This window comes from Oceanobacter antarcticus (genome assembly GCF_044962685.1).
Taxonomy (GTDB): Bacteria; Pseudomonadota; Gammaproteobacteria; order Pseudomonadales; family Oceanobacteraceae; genus Oceanobacter; species Oceanobacter antarcticus.
The window spans coordinates 12762-33660 of sequence record NZ_JBBKTX010000017.1 but is presented as its reverse complement, the minus strand read 5'-3'; the positions used below and the strand labels follow the sequence as shown (position 1 = coordinate 33660).

Annotated in this window: 18 protein-coding genes; 5 read left to right on the top strand and 13 right to left on the bottom strand. The window is 55.3% G+C overall.

Features of this window, described 5'->3' with window-relative positions:
- Positions 1-64 precede the first annotated feature (64 nt).
- From WG929_RS14020 to WG929_RS14005, 4 genes are all read right to left on the bottom strand, one after another.
- Positions 65-1351, bottom strand: coding sequence for a TRAP transporter large permease (locus WG929_RS14020; protein WP_416206547.1), 1287 nt, complete (start codon positions 1349-1351; stop codon positions 65-67).
- Between the two features lie 2 nt (positions 1352-1353).
- Positions 1354-1905, bottom strand: coding sequence for a TRAP transporter small permease (locus WG929_RS14015; protein ID WP_416206546.1), 552 nt, complete (start codon positions 1903-1905; stop codon positions 1354-1356).
- A gap of 35 nt (positions 1906-1940) precedes the next feature.
- The gene (locus tag WG929_RS14010; protein ID WP_416206545.1) at positions 1941-3059 is read right to left on the bottom strand and encodes a C4-dicarboxylate TRAP transporter substrate-binding protein; all 1119 of its coding nucleotides are present in this window, start codon (positions 3057-3059) and stop codon (positions 1941-1943) included.
- A gap of 113 nt (positions 3060-3172) precedes the next feature.
- Entirely contained in the window at positions 3173-4963 is a 1791-nt protein-coding gene (locus WG929_RS14005; protein WP_416206544.1) for an acyl-CoA dehydrogenase family protein, read from the bottom strand.
- Positions 4964-5155: 192 nt separating this feature from the next.
- On the opposite strand from WG929_RS14005, the gene WG929_RS14000 reads away from it, so the two are divergent.
- Positions 5156-6265 (top strand): PAS domain-containing sensor histidine kinase, encoded by a 1110-nt coding sequence (locus tag WG929_RS14000; RefSeq protein ID WP_416206543.1) that lies wholly within the window; start codon positions 5156-5158, stop codon positions 6263-6265.
- A gap of 27 nt (positions 6266-6292) precedes the next feature.
- Positions 6293-6931 (top strand): response regulator, encoded by a 639-nt coding sequence (locus WG929_RS13995; RefSeq protein WP_416206542.1) that lies wholly within the window; start codon positions 6293-6295, stop codon positions 6929-6931.
- Between the two features lie 84 nt (positions 6932-7015).
- Here the strand turns inward: WG929_RS13995 and WG929_RS13990 are convergent, their stop codons facing one another.
- From WG929_RS13990 to WG929_RS13965, 6 genes are all read right to left on the bottom strand, one after another.
- Positions 7016-7585 carry a DUF2889 domain-containing protein gene (locus WG929_RS13990; RefSeq protein WP_416206541.1) on the bottom strand — a complete coding sequence of 190 codons (570 nt, stop codon included), beginning with the start codon at positions 7583-7585 and terminating at the stop codon, positions 7016-7018.
- An 81-nt stretch (positions 7586-7666) separates the two neighbouring features.
- Positions 7667-8506: a 5'/3'-nucleotidase SurE gene (gene surE / locus WG929_RS13985; RefSeq protein ID WP_416206540.1), complete on the bottom strand. Its 840-nt coding sequence runs from the start codon at positions 8504-8506 to the stop codon at positions 7667-7669.
- Positions 8503-9279, bottom strand: a complete 777-nt coding sequence (locus tag WG929_RS13980) for an SDR family oxidoreductase (protein WP_416206539.1) — start codon at positions 9277-9279, stop codon at positions 8503-8505. The genes surE and WG929_RS13980 overlap by 4 nt, the downstream gene beginning before the upstream one ends.
- Before the next feature lie 103 nt (positions 9280-9382).
- A complete protein-coding gene (locus WG929_RS13975; protein ID WP_416206538.1) occupies positions 9383-10765 on the bottom strand; it encodes a 3-hydroxyacyl-CoA dehydrogenase in 1383 nt (460 codons plus the stop codon).
- Complete coding sequence (locus WG929_RS13970; RefSeq protein WP_416206537.1) at positions 10762-12084, bottom strand: acyl-CoA dehydrogenase family protein; 1323 nt, start codon at positions 12082-12084, stop codon at positions 10762-10764. Before WG929_RS13970 ends, WG929_RS13975 begins: the two co-directional genes overlap by 4 nt.
- Positions 12085-12134: 50 nt before the next feature.
- A complete protein-coding gene (locus WG929_RS13965; RefSeq protein WP_369856927.1) occupies positions 12135-13184 on the bottom strand; it encodes a phosphotransferase family protein in 1050 nt (349 codons plus the stop codon).
- A gap of 124 nt (positions 13185-13308) precedes the next feature.
- Here WG929_RS13965 and WG929_RS13960 point away from each other — a divergent pair, with 124 nt between their 5' ends.
- The 3 genes from WG929_RS13960 (at position 13309) to fdxA (ending at position 17596) form a co-directional block, all read left to right on the top strand.
- On the top strand, positions 13309-14244 hold the full coding sequence (locus WG929_RS13960; protein ID WP_416206536.1) for a LysR family transcriptional regulator: 936 nt from the start codon (positions 13309-13311) through the stop codon (positions 14242-14244).
- Positions 14245-14491: 247 nt separating this feature from the next.
- Complete coding sequence (gene mutS, locus WG929_RS13955) at positions 14492-17083, top strand: DNA mismatch repair protein MutS (RefSeq protein ID WP_416206535.1); 2592 nt, start codon at positions 14492-14494, stop codon at positions 17081-17083.
- A gap of 189 nt (positions 17084-17272) precedes the next feature.
- Complete coding sequence (gene fdxA, locus WG929_RS13950) at positions 17273-17596, top strand: ferredoxin FdxA (protein WP_416206534.1); 324 nt, start codon at positions 17273-17275, stop codon at positions 17594-17596.
- Positions 17597-17842: 246 nt separating this feature from the next.
- Here the strand turns inward: fdxA and rpoS are convergent, their stop codons facing one another.
- The 3 genes from rpoS to WG929_RS13935 all read right to left on the bottom strand — a co-directional run bounded on the left by rpoS (position 17843) and on the right by WG929_RS13935 (position 20890).
- Positions 17843-18808, bottom strand: coding sequence for an RNA polymerase sigma factor RpoS (gene rpoS, locus WG929_RS13945; RefSeq protein WP_416206533.1), 966 nt, complete (start codon positions 18806-18808; stop codon positions 17843-17845).
- A gap of 91 nt (positions 18809-18899) precedes the next feature.
- A complete protein-coding gene (locus WG929_RS13940) occupies positions 18900-19721 on the bottom strand; it encodes a peptidoglycan DD-metalloendopeptidase family protein (RefSeq protein WP_416206532.1) in 822 nt (273 codons plus the stop codon).
- 251 nt (positions 19722-19972) lie between these two features.
- Positions 19973-20890 carry a polyprenyl-phosphate transporter gene (locus WG929_RS13935; RefSeq protein ID WP_416206531.1) on the bottom strand — a complete coding sequence of 306 codons (918 nt, stop codon included), beginning with the start codon at positions 20888-20890 and terminating at the stop codon, positions 19973-19975.
- Between the last annotated feature and the right edge of the window lie 9 nt (positions 20891-20899).

Genomic DNA, 20899 nt, shown 5'->3' with positions numbered 1-20899 from the left:
TCTCCAAACAAAATGGGGTAAGTCAGACCCCCGCCAGCACACAGCGGGGCATTGATTCAGACGGTTACATGTAGTTTTGGTAAATAAGCATCACCACCACCAGCACCAGGTCGGCAAGAATAAAGGGCAATACCCCGGCAAAGATTTTTTCCAGCGCGGCGTAGTCTTTCGCCACCGAGTGAATCACGAACACGTTCAACCCCACCGGTGGGGTGATCATGCCGATCTCCAGCAACTTGGCCACCAGCAGCCCGAACCAGACCTTGTCGATACCGTGTTCAACCACCAGTGGCAGGAACAGCGGCAAGGTCAGCAACATCGCGCCAATCGGCTCCAGGAACATACCTAACGCCAGATAGATAAAGACGATCACCAACAGGATACCCAGCACACTGAAGCCGTTGCCGTCGATCCAGTCAGCCACTTCATACGAGAGGCCAGTCAGGGCGATCAAGCGGGTAAACAGGCTGGCACCAATTGCGATCATAAACAGCGCGCCGCTGGACAGCAGCGTATCGAGACAGCTGTCGATAAAGCGTTCTTTGTTCAGCTCCTTACGGCTCAGGCCAATAATGATGGTGAAAAAGGCACCAATCGCTCCGGCCTCGGTGGCAGTAAAGATGCCGCCAAACAATCCCCCAAACACCACGATGATCAGCAGCAGTACCGGCCAGATGTCCATGCTGGCACTGATTTTTTCTTTGAAGGTCGTGCTCTCGACGCCGGGTAAACGCTCCGGTGCACTCAGGTAGGTCAGCCAGATCACTGCGAAGTAGAACAGCATCGACAGCAGCCCCAACGCCAGACCACCGACAAACAGGTCGTTGATGGATTCTTCCGCCTGAATACCGTAAATAATCAGCAAGATACTCGGTGGAATCAGCGCGCCGATGGTGCCGCCGGCTGCAACCGAGCCGGTTGCGGTGCGAATGTCGTAATTCATGCGGTGCATTTCGGGAATGGCGATCCGGCCAATCGCAGCGCTACAGGCCACCGATGAACCGGTCACCGCCGCAAAGCCGCTGGCACCACCAATAGCGGAAATTGCCAGCCCACCGGGCATCCAGCCCAGCCAGGCACGAGCGGCGCTGAACAGCCCCCGCGTCATACCGGTATGAAAGGCGACATAGCCCATCAGCAGGAACATCGGCACCGAGCTGAGCGTCCAGCTGGAAGCAAAGCTGTAGGGAATATTCGATAACATACTGACCGCCGACTCGGCTCCGACGATGGCCATAATGCCAACCGCAGAGACGGTGATCAGACTGACCGCAATGGGGACGCGCAACATAATCAGCGCCATCACGCCAACCAGGGCGGCAAAACCGATAGTGACCGGTTCGATTTCCATGATCATTCCTCCACCTGGGCCAGGGTGACATTCATCATGTCAGGGTCATGGCCATGATCCTGAATACGGTTGGTGACCAGCTCGACGGTGCTGGTAATCACGCGCAACAGCAGTACCAGCACCATCAATCCGAACGACACCGGTAAAACCCAGTAACTTGGCCAGGTGTAAAACATGTCCACCCCCGACTCCACATACGATCCCTTGCTGGTGTTGGCAATGGCCTCCACCAGCGTGCCCCAGCAGAGCACGGCGTAGACCAGCAGCGAGAGGATAAAACCCATCAGAGTCACCAGCAGCTTGGCTCGCGGTGGCAGCTTGTCGGTGAAAATAGTGGCCTCGACATGGCGACGGCGAATCTCGGCGTAAGCGATCGGCAAAAAACTGACCGCCACCATGTAGTACTTGCTGACCAGCTCTGAAGTGGCGGGAAAACCCGCTCCCAACAGTGAGCGCATGGCCACATCAATGACAATCTGCAGCACCATCAGGATCAGGATGGTGCAGCCAATCCAGATAGTCAGTCGGCCAATCCAGTTCTCAAGTTGTTTCATCTCTCTTCCACTCAGCCAGTCAGTTACCCGGTGTGTTAGTTGCCATAGTGGCTCAGATCTCGCTTGGCCCAGATTTCCTGGTAACGCAGCTCGGCCAGCTCGTCTTCGCTGCTGACACTGGCCACCAGCTTGCTCCATTTTTCAACCAGTGCGATGTAACGATCTACCTTGGCCTGAGCGTTTTTTACGCCGCGTTCTTCCAGGGTTTTGGCAACGGTCGCCAGGTGATCTTTCTTGAACTGTGCAGCTTTGGCCTTGAGTGAATCATCCGGCTCAAGAAACTGGATACCGGCTTTTTTGCCTTCACGAGTGGCTTCTTCCAGGGTGTTTATCCAGCCATAGATACTGGCGACCTGGGCGTACTGGGCAGCATGCACCAGCGCCTGACGCTCTTTTTCATCCATCTTGCTCCACAGCTTGCTACCAATATTGGGGAAGGCCGAGGCGTTAAACACCCCCTGATGAATATTGGTGACGTACTTGACGACGTCGTACAGACGGGAGTTTTTCAGGTCGGGGGTAGAGCTGTAAGTACCATCCAGGACACCCGAAGACAGTCCTTCAAACAGCTCACTGGAAGGCATCTGCACCGCCACACCCCCCATATCCGAGACAAAACGGGTAAACACCGAACCGGCGGTACGAATACGCATGCCTTTGAGATCAGCACTGTTGCGCACCGGTTTGGTGGTCAGCAATTCATAGGTGACGGTGGCATCACTGCCGGTATACACCTGGCCATTGGCCTTGAACTCGGCCAGGCATTCATTACAGGTCGAGATGTATTCGGTCACCGCAGAGGAAATAGCACGGTTGTCAGCACCCACAATCGACAACTCTGCCACCAAAGCGCTTTCGGAATAGTCGGCCGCAAAATACGGCATGATAATGGTGCCCATCTCGGCGACGCCGTTTTTCAGACCTTCGTTCATTTCGCCGATGGACAGCAGACCGGATGGGGTATCGCGAATTTTCCACTCGCCGTTGGTAAATTCCTGCAGTTTTTCAGACATTTTCGGGTAAGCCGTGGTCGCCAGCACGTGGGCTGGGCCAAAACCACTGACCGCACGAATGGTCTTTGCCTGCACCGATGGCACAGCCATCGCCAGCATGGAGGCAGCCGCGACGGTCAGAGACAGCATTCTGATTTTCATAGATACACCTTTTGTAATTACTTTTTATTGTTATTCAGTAACCGGCCTTACCAAAAAAGCCGGGGACAACCCCCTGCTGCCGCAGGGTTTGGCGATGACGGGAATAAACCGACTCAGTCGCCCACTTCCGGGATATCCGGCAGACAGGCATCTGCATCATCAGCCAGATAATTCATCACCTGCCGCTCCATTCCGGCAACTTCGGCCAGGCTGTAGCGACAATAAAAATCGGCACTTTGTAACCAGCTGGCCAGTTGGGCAGCGGGATATTCTTCACCATTCTGGTGAAAGCGGGCCGCCAGCGCACAACGGCCAAGCAACCAGCCACCGGCAACATGACCAAACATCATCAAGAATGGCACCGACATCAGTTGTGCCAGCGGCATGTCATCGGCACAGCGTTTCATCACCGCCGCCGCCGTACTTTCCAGACTGTTGATCGCCACCGCCAGTTTTGTCGCCAGCGTATTCAGCCCATTTCCCTGCATCGCCGTCACCGTCTCACGCATACGGCTCACCAGCAGGGCGAAGGTTTCGCCCTTGTCACGACAGAGCTTGCGGCCAATCAGATCCTGCGCCTGAATACCGGTCGTGCCCTCATAAATCGGGCTGATACGGGCATCTCGCCAAATTTGTGCAGCACCGGTTTCTTCCACAAACCCCATCCCACCGTGGATCTGGATACCCAGCGAAGCCACTTCTACACCGGACTCGGTCGCCCAGGCCTTGAATACCGGAATCATCAGCTCAACAAACTTCTGTTGCTGCTGGCGCACCTCGGCATCGGCGTGGTTGTCGTGCATGTCCTGCGCTTCGGCAATCACCATCGCCATGGCACGCATGGCGCGCGTCCGTGACTGCATCAGCATCAGCATGCGGCGAACATCCGGGTGTTCGGCGATCACCGCCGGTTTGCCGGGGTCTGCCGGAGTTGCCCCCTGAACCCGCTCAAGGGCGTAAGCCCAGGCCAGTTGCAAGGCCGCTTCGGCTGAAGCCAACCCTTCAATTCCTACCGCCAGCCGGGCCATGTTCATCATCACGAACATCGCCGCCAGCCCCTTGTGTTCTTCACCCACCAGATAACCGATGGCACCGTCCTGCTCACCAAACGCCATCACGGCGGTGGGACTGGCGTGAATACCGAGTTTGTGTTCCAGTGCGGCACAGACCAGATCGTTGCGTTCACCCAGTGAGCCGTCATCGTTGACCAAAAACTTGGGCACCAGGAACAACGAGATACCCCGAACACCCGCAGGCGCATCCGGGGTACGGGCCAATACCAGGTGAATAATGTTGTCGGCCAGGTCATGTTCACCGAACGAGATAAAAATCTTCTGGCCTTTTATGCGATAGCTACCATCCGCCTGGGGCATGGCTCGGGTACAAATAGCCCCCACATCAGAACCCGCTTGAGGCTCGGTCAGATTCATGGTGCCGGTCCATTTGCCCGCCACCATTTTCGGTAAATACTTCTGTTTCAGCTCATCGGAGCCGGCTGCATAAATGGCCTCAATTGCACCCTGAGTCAAACCGGGGCACATGGTGAACGACTTGTTGGCGGAGCTGAACATCTCAGTCGCCAGCGTGCTGATCAGCCATGGCAACCCTTGCCCACCAATGCTTTCAGGCAAGGCCATGTTGTTCCAGCCATTGGCAATCAGTTGTTGCCAGGCGGCGGCAAAACCATCCGGCGTGGTAACAACGCCATCTTCCAGGGTCAGCCCGCTACGGTCGCCGCAAGCATTCAGTGGCGACAATACGCCAGCGGCAAATTTGCCTGCTTCTTCCCAGATGGTCAGCGCCAGCTCCTGGGTCATCATCTCGGGATCACTGACCGCTGCCGGAAAATCCACCAGCTCGTGCAGTAAAAAACGTAAATCATCCAGAGGAGTGCGGTAAGCCATGTTCCGGTATCCGTGAGTTATTGTTATTTGAACTGGTAATTACGGTACATTGGGCAAAGAAGGCGGTCTGTAGGAATATTCTGATTTGATCGATGATCACATCAATTATTGAATCACTAAACAAAAAAACCTGTAATCTGTGATCAACACAGACAGACGCATCGGCCAAACAACAAAAAAAAGAGGCCCAGTATGACTTCACAGCGAGACCAGCAGCTGGAACGCCGTATTATCAATGAGATTCCCTACCAGGTTCTGGTAGAGCAATCCTTGGTCGGCATCTATCTGATTCAGGATGGCATTCTCAAATATTGCAACACCGCCTTTGCTGGCATTACCGGCCATACCCCTGAACAGGCGATAGGCAGAAATATTGCCACTATGGTGGCTCCAGAAAGCATCCACCGGGTGCTCAACAATATTGACAACCGGATTGGCCAGGGCATCGGCAACAGCACCCGTTATTTCAACAAGGCGGTGCATGTAGATGGTTATCTGGTGGATCTGGAAGTACATGGCCGTTCAATCCTGCACGAAGGCCGTCCCGCTATTGCCGGTGTCGCAGTGAACGTCACCAAACGACTGAAATACGAGCGGGAATTCCGCGAGTCCCACGACCAGTTACAACAGCTGACGCGTTACACCATCAAGCTGCGGGAACAGCGGCGGCAGGAAATGGCACGAGAGATTCACGATGTACTGGGCGGTTTGCTCACTTCCATCAAGATGGACGCCACCCGTATCCTCAACCACCAGCCGTCGGCCAATGTCGCGGAGATTGCCGAAGACATCATCAATCTGGCGCAGGAAAGCATTCACTTTGCCCGCCACAAATCAGAACAGCTCTACCCCACCACGTTGACCTACCTTGGCCTCAAGCCCTCGCTGGACAGTTTGCTGAACCAGTTCCAGCAACGCAGTGAACTGGCCTGCCAACTGGTGACCCAGTCGCCGATTCCACGCCTGTCGGCCGATGCTGAGTTGATGGTTTACCGGATCGTACAAGAGTCCCTGACCAACGTTGTGCGCCACGCCAGGGCAACCGAGGTAACCGTTACCCTGAGCGCCGACGCTGACCAATTACAAGCCTGTATCCTTGATGATGGCATTGGTATTCATGAATCCATTGCCAGAGAAGGCTCTCTGGGGCTGCTGTTCATGCGTGAACGGGCGGCAGATTTTGATGGTGAATTGACGGTCACAGGGATACCGGAGGGTGGTACCCGAGTGTGCCTTATCCTGCCGCTGAACGAACGCAACCGCAAACCGGTGCCCTTGCTGGAACCCGGCATGAGGCTCTAGCAGCCTGTCGGACTTAGGAGAAAAACAATGACAACGTCCAAGTACCCGATATTGCAGGTCGACGACCACACGATATTCCGCAGCGGCCTGAGCAAATTATTGGCCGAAAGCGAATGTTTTATGATCCAGGCGGAAGCCGCCACCATTGAACAGGCCTGCGCCTGTTTGCAGCAGCAACCTGAACTGGCGCTGATGATTCTCGACATCAATCTGGCGGGCCAGAATTCCCTCGACCAGATCCCACTGTTGCGTCAGTTCCACGCCGACATCCCGATTCTGATCATGTCGATGTACCCACCTGACCAGTTTGCCGCTGCCGCCTATCGAGCCGGTGCCAATGCTTATCTGAGCAAGGATGCCTGTCACGAAGAACTGCAGCTGGCCTTAAGCAGTATCGTAACTGGCGGAATCTGGCTGAACCCGTCTGCCAGACTGGCGACGGACGATACCCCCAACCAGGGCTATCCTCACGAACGACTGTCCGAACGGGAACTGGATATTCTCAAGAGTCTGGCCAACGGCGAATCACTCACTGACATTGGCAGCCGCATGTTCCTCAGTGTAAAAACCGTCAGTACCTACCGTACCCGGATTCTGGAAAAGCTGAATCTGACCAACAATGCCGAGCTGATCAAATATGCCCTGACCCACGGTCTGAGTGTCTGAGCATAACCGTCAAGCCGGAGTTCTTGCTCCGGCTACCATTTTTCTCCGGCCACTATTTGTCTCCTGCTACTCTTCTTCTGGTCACTATTCTTCTGGCCACAGATGAAGCTGCGCCCGGCCTCCGGGCCGAAAACCATAACAGGTGTTCAGTACCGCTTTACGTTCCTCGCTGCCGTTGCTGTACCCTGCGGTATGGCTGAGGTGATAACCACGAATGGTCTGCATCGCGGCGGTCGCCAACACTGGCAACATTTCGGTCAGATGGGTACAGCCACTTAACCGCCCCACCGCCTTGCGGGCGTCGGCCAGCCAGCCCTTGCCAATGTGCAGCCCGACCAGCGCCTGATACTGCTGCGCCGCACCGGGGCAGTCCTGATACGGTGTGTGATACATGGTGGCACACGCGTCCAGTATCTGTAGCTCGTCGTTGATGATCAGGGTCAGCCTCATTCGATGAAGAAATCCGCCAACCTCAATCCGGCCACGATCAAACAGTTCAATGTCATAACCCTTGGTATCTTCCAGTACGCCTTCTATTTCCCACAGCCCGTCTTCACGTAAATAACCCTGTACATCGATATTGCGACGGTGCAAGGGAGTGCGCGGTGAGGCAGGAATTGGCTCGGACATCGGCTTCGATATCGGCTCGGACATAGTCAGTCTCCAGGATCAGTTGTCACAGTCGGTATGGATCGGTCTTTACAGCACCAAGGAGTGTGCCGCATTGATGCGGCGTCAACCAGCCTGACCGAAGCGGCTGAACAGCTCCGGGTTCAGGCCCTGTGCTAATTGGCGCTCGATAAACGACACTGAGATAGCACGCTCTCGCAGTGCATTTACATCGCTGTTCGGGTCAGATACTGCCCGGTAATGATGCTGGAACGACAACCAGAAGTAATCCTGCTGGCGCTGGTCGAGCCGTTGGTCAACACCGGCTCCGGTCAGCGACTGACCATTCATGCTGGCGTTGGCTATGCCGCTGACCTGCTGCGGTGCTACCGATGGAAAGTTGATGTTGGTGACCATACCGCCAGGGAGCGGCTCAGTCAGCAACTGGCGAATCAGCGCCCCGGTATAACGACGCGGCGTATCCCAGTGGATATTGTGGCGATCTTTCCAGGCCTGACTCAGGGCAATGGCCGGTATATCAAACAGACTGGCGGTCAACGCCGCTCCCAAGGTGCCGGAGAAGCCCACGGTATCGGCCATATTGATGCCCTGATTGATGCCCGACAGCAGCAGATCCGGTTTTTCCGGCATCAAATGAAACGCCCCCAGCAAGACACAATCCGAAGGCGTACCACGCACCGCAAAGTGACGTTCAGCCAGGGGTTTACAACGAATCGGCTGGTGTAACGACACACTCTGGGCGGTGCCGCTCTGGTCTGTTGCCGGAGCCACAAGCCAGACTTCTTCCGCCAGTTCCGCCGCCAGTTCCGCCAACAACTGAATACCGGGGGCATCGTAGCCATCATCGTTGGTAATCAGGATACGCCGCAGTACTGACTCGCCTTTGTGCGGATGCACTGGTGGCAGAGGTAACAGCCGCAAACCATTTGGGCTCACCCGGCTCATGCGCAGGTCACGCCACCGTCGACGGCCAATGCGGTGCCGGTTACATGGCAGGAAGCATCGGCAGCAAAAAAGACGGCCGGGCCCTGCAGGTCGGTTTCAGCACCAAATCGCTGCAAGGGAACCGCAGGCAGCACCTGATCGGAGATACTTTCCAGCAGCTTGGCCGACAGTTTCGACTGGAAAAAACCGGGGCACAGAGCATTCACATTGATGTTGTACTTGCCCCACTCGCTGGCCAGCGCCTTGGTGAAGTTGATCATTGCAGCCTTGGAGGTGTTGTAGCCGATGGTATTCATATTCAGCCCTGGGGGGTTGCCGCTCAGACCACCAATAGAGGCGATATTAATGATCTTGCCGTAACGCCGGACAATCATGCACTGACGTCCGATTTCACGGGTCAGGACAAAGGGCGCGGTAATATTCAGCGTCATGACCTTGTTCCAGGCTTCCAGCGGATGCTCCTCCATCGGCGCGGCCCAACTGGTGCCAGCATTGTTGACCAGAATGTCAATGCTGCCGACCTCGGCCAGTAACTGCTCGACCATGGCCGGAATGGCATCCAGATCCTGCAAGTCGCTGACGCAGCTCAGGATACGGCTGGCATCACCCTTGGCGACGGGCAGCAGTTCCGTTTTGGCTTCTTCCAACTCGGCGGCCTTGCGGGCGGTCAGAATCACCCGTGCGCCCTGTTGCAGGTAGCCTGCGGCAATTTGTAACCCCAGCCCACGAGAGCCGCCGGTAATCAGCGCGGTTTTACCAGAGAGATCAAACATAGGAGTACCTGCTCTATAGTGATTGCTTTTATATTTTTATAGGTTGGCGTTTTATTTTATTGATAGTGCTTGATGGTGCGTGCCCGACCAGCGCGCCAGGCCTTCAGGCGTCGCTCATAAAAACCACTCGTGCCAACAACGAGCCACCCCGCTGGGCCTGACGGCTGATCAATTCATCCGGTTCCCACAGCACCTTGCCGTGGCTGGCGTAACGCTGATACTGGCGCATTTCTCCAACCAGCTGGCTCAGCCCCAGTTGCTCAGCCAGATACATCGGCCCTCCGGCGGCGGCCGGGAAACCGTAGCCATTAACAAATGCCAGGTCGATATCCACCGGCCCACTGGCAAAACCTTGCCGCACAATGGCACAGCCTTCGTTCACCAGCGCCAGAATGCAGCGCCCCAGTATTTCGTCATTACTGATATCCCGACGCGTATGTCCCAGCTCGGCAGACACCTGTTGCAACAGCGCATCGGTCTCGGCACTGGGCAGGGCGGTGCGGGAACCGGCTTCGTAGCAATACCAGCCGGAACCGGTTTTCTGGCCGTAACGGCCCTGTTCGCACAGAGCATCACCGATCCGAGGCTGCAGGATATCGGGAGTACGCTGCTGACGCTGACAGCGCACCATCCAGGGGATGTCGTTGCCCACCATATCCAGTGCCCGCAGCGGGCCAATCGCCATGCCCCAGTCTTCCAGCACCCGATCCACCTGCGCCGGGGTGGCGCCTTCTTCCAGCAAATACATGGCCTCCTGGTGAAAGCGGTCAAACAGGCGATTACCAATAAAACCGTCACAGTTGCCCGCCACCACAAACACTTTGCCCAGTGCCAGCGCCATGGCTTTGATCAGCCCTGTCACCGCCGCCGAGGTGGTTTGCGCCGGTACAATTTCCAGCAACCGGGTAATGTGCGCAGGGATAAAAAAATGCGTACCGATCACCCGTTCAGGATGGTTAACCGCAGCGGCAATGGCATCCAGATCCAGCGTCGAGGTATTGGTCGCCAGCACACAGTCATCAGCGACCAGCGCCTCGATGGCTTGCATCACCTGTTGTTTCAGTTCGAGTATCTCCGGCACCGCTTCTACCACCAGGCCTGACTCGGCAATACTGGCCAGCTCGACCGAGAATTCAAAACAGGATTGCAGCTGCGCTGCGGCATTTTCATCCAGTTGGCCACGTATCTGCTGACTGGCAAGATACTGGTCAATAAAGCGCTGGGCGAGGTCAAGGGAATCGGCGTCTGCATCGACCAGAGTCACCTGTTTACCGAGCTTAGCCAGGGCGATAGCAATACAGCGCCCCATGGCCCCGGCACCAATCACAGCGACCTTGCGAATATCTTCAAACCCCTGCCGATCCGCTGCCGTTAGCTGCTTAGGCAAAGCCATTATCGACTGTTGCTGCCAGCTATCCGCATGCTTGAGCTGGGCGGCATCCCGCACCAGGGTCTGCCGCACGGGTTCAAGAGTCGGGGCTGTCATACCATTTCAGCCTCATCGGTGCTGGCCAAGCCGTAGTCAAACGGCAAATCCAGACGGGCATCACGTTCTTCGGCACGATCCGGCGGGGTCAGGAAACGGGCCGCCTGACCATAACTATCCTTGGCTTTTTTGATGGCACCACGGGCAATCGAACGCAGGTGCACTTCATCCGGGCCATCGGCGATACGCAGGGCGCGGCCCATGGTCCACAGTTCCGGCAGTGGTGTATCCGGCGATAGACCCATCCCACCAAATACCTGCATGGCACGGTCAACCACTTTCAATTGCATCCGTGGCACAGCCACCTTGATCATGGCAATTTCGTTACGCGCCAGCTTGGCACCCCCCTGATCAATCAACCAGGCCGCTTTTAATACCAGCAGGCGGGCCTGTTCAATTTCGTACATGGATTCGGCCAGGAATTCACGTATCACACCCTGCTCATGCAGGTACTGACCAAAGGTTTTACGTTCCAGTGAACGTTCCGCCATCAAATCCAGTGCCAACTGAGCCTGGCCGATGCAACGCATGCAATGGTGAATCCGACCCGGCCCGAGGCGCGCCTGAGCCAGGGCAAAACCGGAACCTTCTTCACCCAGCAAATGACTGGCGGGCACGCGGACGTTCTTGAACAGCAGCTCGCAATGGGTTTCGTAGCTGTGGTGATTCATCACCGACAGATCACGTACCACGGTCAGTCCTGGTGTGTTCATCGGCACCAGAATCATGCTTTGCTGACTATGCACATCGGCGTTGGGATCGGTTTTGCCCATCACGATCGCGACTTTGCAGTTCGGGTTCAGCGCTCCGGTAATAAACCACTTGCGACCGTTAATGACATAATCTTCGCCGTCACGCTGAATCAGCGTGGTCACGTTGGTGGCATCGGATGACGCGACATCGGGCTCGGTCATGGCAAAACAGGAGCGAATCGCGCCACTCAACAAGGGCTCCAGCCATTGGGATTTTTGCTCGTCGGTGCCGAACATGTGCAACAATTCCATGTTGCCAGTATCCGGGGCGGAGCAGTTAAATACTTCGGAAGCCCAGGTCAGGCGACCCATAATTTCGGCCAGCGGAGCGTATTCCATATTGGTCAGACGCGTGCCCGGTTCGCCGTCACGCAAGTGCGGCAAAAACAGGTTCCACAGGCCTTCGGATTTGGCCAGCGCTTTCAGATCGTCCAGAAAGGATATGTGGTAGCCATTGTCATGAAATTCCCGCAGAAACTGCGCATTGCGCGGAATCACGTGGTCATCCATAAAGTTGTTGAGCTTCTGTGCCAGCTCTTGGGTGGTCTGGTTGTAGGCAAAATCCATAATGATGTCCTGTCGTCAATTGAGTTGTCTGGTGACGCTTGCCGCGTCGGTTACAGCTGGCCGTGGGCAACTTGCAAGCCGATACCGGCAAAAACATGGTGCAAGCGGCTGATGTCCACGCCCGGGTGTGCCTCCGGGTCACCGCCACCTCGGCTTAATACGCCGTCGAAAATTACCGCCAGCCGGAAGAAGGAAAAAGCCAGATAGAAGGGGTTAAAGTTGTTACTGATAGCGCGATTGTCGAAATATGCCTGTATATAGTCGTCAAACACCGGAATGCCACAGGCTGCAAAGTCCTGATCGGCTATGCCGTGAAATTCGTCACCGCGCATTTTCCACACCATCAGGTTGTAACCAAGATCCGACATCGGGTGGCCCAGGGTCGACAATTCCCAATCCAGCACCGCCACCACTTCCGGCTTGTCCGGGTGGAACATCAGGTTGCCCAGGCGAAAATCACCATGGACGATGGTGGTGACATCGTCGTCTGGCAGGTTGTCTGCCAGCCACTGCCCCAGCGCTTCGATCTCTGCCACCGAGCTGCCGCTTTTGTCGTACTGAGCACTCCAGCGCCGAATCTGGCGCTCGATAAAACCACCTTCGCGACCAAAACCTTCCAGCCCGACGGCACGAAAATCCACCGCGTGTAGTTTCGCCAGGGCGGCGTTCATGGCGGCGTAATACTGACCGCGTTCTTCCGCACTCATGCCCGGCAAGGTGCTGTCGTGTAATACCCGTCCTGGCACCCGTTCCATAATGTAGAACGGCGTCCCCACCAGGCTGTCGTCCTCGCAGTAATGCAGCATTTTAGGTACTGGCACGTCGGTATGCTCCAGCGCCGCCATAACCCGGTATTCACGGTCGATGGCGTGGGCCGATGGCAGCAAGTCACCAGCGGGCTTCTTGCGCAGCACATAGTCAGCGCTGTCGGAGTATTTGAGAAAAAATGTTGGATTGGAAAATCCGCCAGCAATCGGCGTCAGCTCGGCGGTGGCCCCTTCAGGCCCACAGTCCAGATACTGACGCAGATAGTCTGTCAGTCGCACGAGATCAAACGGTGCAGCATCCATCGAAGTTGTGATTGGTGCAGACGTGGTCACAGCCAGGCTCCTGAATCAGATTGGGTGTGAATTGATAGTGTGCTCCGCCAATACATATGTAAAATCAATAGTTAGCATGATCACCTATAGATAAATCACATGTATCTGACAGCCGGGAGTCCACATGCATATTTACCGAACCGATCTGAATCTGTTGGTGGTGTTTGACTGCATCTATACCCAGGGCAGCGTGACCCGTGCGGCAGAGGTACTGCATCTGACCCAGCCCAGTGTCAGCCATGCCTTGTCTCGCTTGCGCGATCGTGTGGGCGACCCGTTATTTGTACGCAACGGCCAGAAACTGGCACCCACCCAGGTTGCCCAAAAACTGATTTATCCCGTACGCCAGGCGTTGCAACTGCTGGAATCCTCTCTCAGTGACCTGGAAGGATTTGACCCCCAGACCGCCAATCAGCATTTTGTAATTGGTATGCGGCCCTTGATGGAAGGTGCTTTTTTCCCACCATTGATGCGTCAGATCACTCAGCACGCTCCCTCTGCCGGGCTGTCATCGGTACAGTTCGACCGTAACAATCTGGCCGCTGAACTGACCAGTGGTAAACTCAGCGTCGCGATTGATGTGTTTCTATCCCTGCCTGACACCATCTGTCGCCAGCATTTGTCCAGCACCCCGATTGTGGTAGTGGCTCGGCGTGATCACCCGGCGATTAACGCCGGACAGATCGATATCGACCGTTATCTTGCCCAACAGCACTTGCTGGTATCGTCGCGACCGGAAGGTCATGGTGTTGAAGACCTGATGCTGGCCCGCCAGGGCATCAGTCGCAGAGTGGTGGCGCGCTGCCAGCAAATCACGACCGGACTGGAGCTGGTACGGCAGTCGAACCTGCTGATGACGGTGGCGGAGAGTCTGATCAGTCATCACTTCGAGCCGACGCAACATCAAATCTGCCGGGCACCGTTTGCGGCACCGGAAGTGGACTCCTACCTGTACTGGCACGCCAGCAGCGAGTCCGACAAGGCCAGCCAGTGGTTACGTTCCATCATTGGTGCTTCCTACCAGACAACAGGGCAGCTGTTACCTCGAACGGTATCTTGATGGGTATCTTGATGGGTGTCCTAGTTGAGAGTGGTTTGGTAACCTTACCCGCTCTATGTCTAGCCCTAGCAGGCTGTTGATTTTTGTTTTCGAGACAGTCAATGCAAGGCAAAAACCGGCGAAAAGAGGGAGTTTATACGAGATAAATGACCGATTTGAGCCTGTTTTTAACAACGCAGTGGCCACGCAGATAGAAAATCAACAACCTGCTAGAACATCCCCTAATTCCTTATTGTCCTCGGTGCGTATGCAAGCCACAGTAAAAAAAGACTCAAAACCCGCTCAAACCCCGATGATGACGCAGTATTTGCGGATCAAATCCGAGTTCCCGGACACCATCCTGTTTTACCGCATGGGGGACTTCTACGAACTGTTTTTTGACGACGCCAGGAAGGCCGCACAACTGCTGGACATCACTTTGACGGCACGCGGTCAAAGTGAAGGTAAACCGATTCCCATGGCCGGTGTGCCCTATCATGCTGCCGATAACTACATCGCCCGGCTGGTCAAGCAGGGTGTGTCGATCGCCATTGCCGAACAGATTGGCGACCCGGCCACCAGCAAAGGCCCGGTCGAACGTAAGGTGGTGCGGGTAATCACCCCCGGCACCCTGACCGACGAAGCCTATCTGGATGAACGCGCCGACAACCTGATTGCCGCCGTCTGCCGCCATCAGGACGCTTATGGCATCTCGGTGCTGGAAATATCCACCGGGCGATTTTCGGTACTGGAAGTAGCCTCGGAAGCCGAGTTGCTGGCCGAGATCGAGCGGCTGCGGCCGGCTGAACTGCTCTATGCCGAAGACCAGCCGCTGCCGGCAGGGGTGAACGAACGTGCCGGGGCGCGCAGTCAGGCACCCTGGCATTTTGACTCCGACAGCGCCTTTCGTTTGCTGACCCAGCAGCTAAAAACCAAAGACTTGCGGGGCTTTGGCTGCGAGGGCATGACGCTGGCGGTACGGGCTGCCGGAGCACTGTTGCATTACGCCCGTGAAACCCAGCGTAATGACCTGCCTCACGTTCGTTCTTTACAGGTCGAGCTATCGGACGATGCCATTGTCATCGACCCGGCCAGCCGCCGGAATCTCGAAATCGATATTAACCAACAAGGTGACAGCAGCCACACCCTCGCCTGGGTCATGGATAAAACCGCCACCGCCATGGGCAGCCGTCTGCTCAAGCGCTGGCTTAATCGCCCGATCCGCAACCTCACTTTGCTGGAGCAACGCCAGACCCTGATCAAACAGCTGCTAGAGACCGGTACCTGGCAGGATCAGCAACCGCTGTTGCGTCAGATTGGTGACATCGAACGGATTCTGTCCCGTGTAGCACTGGGGTCGGCCCGTCCTCGTGACCTTGCCCGCCTGCGTGATGCCTTGTCGGTATTACCCGCCGTCAGAACCCTGCTGGAACCCATCGACAGCCTGCTGGCCCGGCAGTTATGGAGCGAGATTCAGGAATTCCCCCACTGGGTGGAACGGCTGCAGGCCGCTATTATCGACAACCCGCCAGTGGTGATTCGGGACGGTGGCGTCATTGCTACTGGCTATGATGACGAGCTGGATGAGTTACGCAGCCTGAGCGAAAACGCCGGCGATTTCCTGCTGCAACTGGAAAACCGCGAGCGTGAACGCAGTGGTATCAGCACCTTGAAAGTCGGTTACAACCGGGTGCACGGCTACTACATCGAGATCAGCAAGGCCCAGGCCGCCGATGCACCGACCGAATACATCCGCCGCCAGACGTTAAAAAACGCCGAGCGCTTTATCACCCCGGAATTAAAAACCTTTGAAGACAAGGCACTGAGCGCCAAAAGCCGTTCCCTGAGCCGGGAAAAGCACCTCTACGATCAACTGGTCGTGGATCTGGGGCTGCAGCTGCCGGGACTGCAAACCTGCGCGGCAGCACTGTCGCAACTGGATGTTCTGGTGAATCTGAGTGAACGCGCCGACACCCTGAGACTGACTTGCCCAACCCTGACCTGTGACGCCGTGATTGATATTCGCCAGGGCCGCCATCCGGTTGTCGAAGCCCTGATCGACGACCCTTTTGTTGCCAACGACACCCGTCTGGATAACAGCCGTAAGATGCAGATCATCACCGGCCCCAACATGGGCGGTAAATCAACCTACATGCGTCAGGTAGCGGTGATTGTACTGCTCGCCCATATCGGCAGTTTTGTACCCGCTGATCAGTGTACCCTTACCACGGTTGACCGTATTTTTACCCGCATGGGTTCGGCCGACGATGTCGCCGGTGGTCGCTCCACCTTTATGGTCGAGATGACCGAAACCGCCAACATCCTGCACAACGCCACCGCCAACAGTCTGGTGCTGATGGATGAAGTCGGGCGTGGCACCAGTACCTTTGATGGCCTGTCACTGGCCTGGGCCAGTGCCGCTCATCTGGCGGAAAAAACCGCCGCCTACACGCTGTTTGCTACCCACTACTTTGAAATGACGGCGTTGCCGGAATCCCATCATCGGGTCGTGAATGTACACCTCAAGGCCACTGAACACGACGACCGGATTATCTTCCTGCATTCGGTCGAGGACGGCCCGGCCAGTCAGAGTTATGGCTTGCAGGTCGCGCAGCTGGCCGGTGTGCCTGCTGCCGTTATTCAAAATGCCCGTATTCAACTGCAGAAACTGGAACAGGGCAGCTTGCCCCCGACCAGCCCGAGGTTTGTCGAACCCGGCGTCACCGACCCGCCCCACCAGACGGATATGTTTGCCAGCGTGCCGTCGGCCGTCGAAACCCGGCTGGCCGAACTCGACCCGGACAACCTGACGCCACGCGCTGCACTTGAGCTACTCTATGAACTGAAACGCCTGGTCTGATGTATGAGCAACCGTAGCCATCAAGAATGAAATAAGCCGCACAGCAACACCGGGCGGTTGTTTGGCTTGCGGCCTGACAGGTGGATACCTAGAATGAACGATTATTCCCAAGCCTGAGCAAAGAACTCGGGTATATAACCGATTACGCCATGCGCTGACTGTACCCGGCGCGATATGAGGAGATACTCCATGCCTTTTGTTGTCACCGACAACTGCATCAAATGCAAATACACCGACTGTGTAGAAGTTTGCCCGGTCGACTGTTTTTACGAAGGACCCAACTTTCTGGTGATCCACCCGGACGAGTGCATCGACTGCGCATTATGCGAACCGGAATGTCCGGCCGAAGCGATTTATTCCGAGGACGAAATCCCGGCAGGTCAGGAACAGTTTATTGAACTAAACGCCGAGTTGGCAGAAATATGGCCCAACATCGCCGAGCGCAAAGAACCGCTACCCGATGCAGAAGAATGGGATGGTGTTGAAAACAAGATTGGTCAGCTGGAGCGTTAATACGCTGACTTGTTGAGGCCTGTCTGATTGAGGTCTGTCTGATTGAGGCGTGAGGTATTTTTTTGCAGTACTGATCGCCCTGAGTGAGCCAGTCAGGCTCGAAACACCGAATTCAGAGAACCCGTTCAGAAAACCCAGCCCAAAAAACCAATGAGCACCCGTTAACCGCAGGCGGTACGACTAACGGGTGATCAGGTTATACACAACCCGAAGCTGATGACTCCGACCCCCTCGGAGTCATCAGCGTCACGCTTCCCCAAACAAGGTTTCTGCGTTCAGACCCTGACCTTCCATCACTTCGCGCAGACGTTTTAACGCCTCAACCTGGATCTGACGCACGCGTTCACGAGTCAGGCCAATTTCACGACCGACATCTTCCAGCGTACTGGTTTCATGACCACGCAACCCGAAACGGCGCGACAGCACTTCCCGTTGTTTTTCTGGCAGCTCGTCAATCCACTGCTCCAGGTTGTTCTGAATATCGTTGTTTTGCAGCTCTTCACCTGGATCGGCACTGCGTTCATCGGCAATGGTATCCAGTATGGATTTGTCGGAAGACACCCCCAGTGGCGTATCAACCGAGGTAACGCGTTCATTCAGCTTGAGCATGCGCTTGACGTCGGCCACCGGCTTTTCCAGCAGTTCGGCGATCTCTTCTGCACTCGGTTCATGATCCAGCTTCTGGGTCAGCTCTCGTGCCGCACGCAGGTAAACATTCAGTTCCTTGACCACATGAATCGGCAAACGGATGGTACGGGTCTGATTCATGATGGCGCGTTCTATGGTCTGACGAATCCACCAGGTCGCGTAGGTTGAAAAACGAAAGCCGCGTTCAGGATCAAACTTCTCCACGGCACGAATCAGACCCAGATTGCCTTCTTCAATCAGATCCAGCAACGCCAGCCCACGATTGATATAACGACGGGAAATCTTTACCACCAGACGCAGATTACTTTCAATCATACGTCGACGACCCATCGCGTCACCCTTGCGGGCCAGACGTGCGTAATGCACTTCCTCTTCCGCAGACAACAACGGCGAGAAGCCGATTTCATTCAGGTAAAGTTGAGTGGCATCCATTGCTTTGTAGGAGCTGTCGGCTGCAAAACGTTCTGGTGCCGTATCCGTTTGATGATCGTCTGAGCCAGAAGTGGCTGTGTCACGCTCATCCAGGATATCTTCGTTGACATCACGCTGCTGTTGTACCGCCATGATTTTTCCCCGCCTTTTGGTTTGTCTTGTTGTCCTGATAGTTAAACAGGAACTGTGCCAGAACGGTTGGTAAGTAATCCCGACTGGGACTTTACCGTTTTGGCAAGTACAACAGCGGGTCGACCGGTTTACCGTTCTTGCGGACCTCAAAGTGAAGTTTCACTTTATCGGTACCGGTAGAACCTGTTTCGGCAATTATCTGTCCAGCTTTAACAACTTCTTTTTCGCTAACCAGAATTCGACTGGTGTGGGCGTATGCACTGAGGTAGGTTTCATCGTGCTTGATGATCACCAGATTGCCGTAACCCCTAAGGCCTTGACCGGCATACACCACGGTTCCTGCCGCTGCTGCAGACACAGATTCCCCCATGGCACCGGCCAGATCAATCCCCTTGTTAACGGGCTTTTTGGTTGAGAATTGAGCCATTATTTTGCCCGGTACCGGCCATACCCAGTCGTTTGGAGTGCTCTCCACGACAGGTTCTGGCGGGTTTTGACCAGTTACCACAGGAACGTCAACCGGTGTCGGCGGAATTGACACCGAAGCTGCCGGTTTACTGACACTTCTTGAAGGAGTGGGTTTTTTTATCGTAACAACAGCAGCTGCCGTTGCTCGGACGTCAATTTTCTGACCCGGATAAATGGTATAGGGACTGGTAATGCCGTTCGCTTTGGCCAAATCGTGATGATCCACGCCGTAACGCCAGGCAATTGAATAAAGAGTGTCGCCTTTTTCGACGATATGAAAACCTGACGATTTTTCGACACGCTCCGTCTTTTTATAGACCGGTCGTTCAGAATTGCCAAATTTTTGTTCCACTGACACAAATCCACTGCCAGTTGTACAACCAGACGTGATGGCAACAATCGCGACGAGAGTGACAGCAGTAGTGACAGCAGTCAGGCGCTTCATGGTTTTTCCTGAGCGGTTGATTCTTGACACCCTGAAGTGACAGATTTCCGTTAATAGGTGCATTTTTGAACCAATCTAACAACAAGACATTAAATAACCATTCTATATTCCAATAAGGTCTAAAAAAGAAACCCATATCTCAGAATTATTACTATTGAGATTATTTTTCATCTGGACTTGCCGCCAGCCTGGTCTACTCCTTTATTGAATGTCAGCCAGATATCAGCGGCGGGGACGCATTACCCATACCGTTAACAGGCTGTTAATTGATCGTCTTGCTGGCGATTGGCAACCCATTCCAGCAGCAACACCAGCGCCGCACCCGTGACCATCAGCAATAACGCCCATAACAGATCGGCTCCCGGCTCTGGCAGGATGTTCTGCTGCAGGAAGGGTACGGTTTCACCTTTGCTGTTCAGCCGGGTTGACAGGGTTTCCTTCCAGGGCCAAACCTTGACCAGAGAACCGAGCATAAATCCGGTCAGCACGGCAAATGTGGCTTCTCGCCAGCCGGCCAGCAGCCAACTGAGCAAACGGGAGAAAGAAAGCAGTCCGATCACGGCACCGGCACCAAACAACGCCATAATACCCAGGTCAAGATTCTTGAGCGCCCCCAGAATCGGCTCATATAACCCCATCAACAGCAAAATAAAACTGCCCGATATACCGGGCAGAATCATCGCACAGATGGCGATACTGCCCGCCAGAAAGACCACGAATGGCGTGGCTTCAATTGACGTCGGAGATGCCATACTGATCCAGCCAGCAACCACGGCCCCAGCGGCCAGCAGAACCAGCGTAACAGCATTCCACTGGCGGATTTCACGGCCAACGTGAAACACAGAGGCGATGATCAAGCCAAAGAAAAACGCCCACAACCAGACCGGGTAATGCAGCAGTAAAAAGTGAATGCCTTTGGCCAGGCTCAGCAATGCGGTCAGTACACCGGCCCCCAGCACCACTAGAAAAGTACCATTTATATGTTGCCAGGCCGCCCTTGGCCCCTGTTTGAACAGCAGTACCAGCGCCTGGGCATCCACTTTGCGAATGGAACCCAGTAACTGATCATAAATGCCGGTCACAAAAGCAATCGTACCTCCCGATACACCGGGAACGACGTCTGCCGATCCCATTGCAATACCTTTCAGAAACAACCAGAGGTGGTGCATGACTAATCC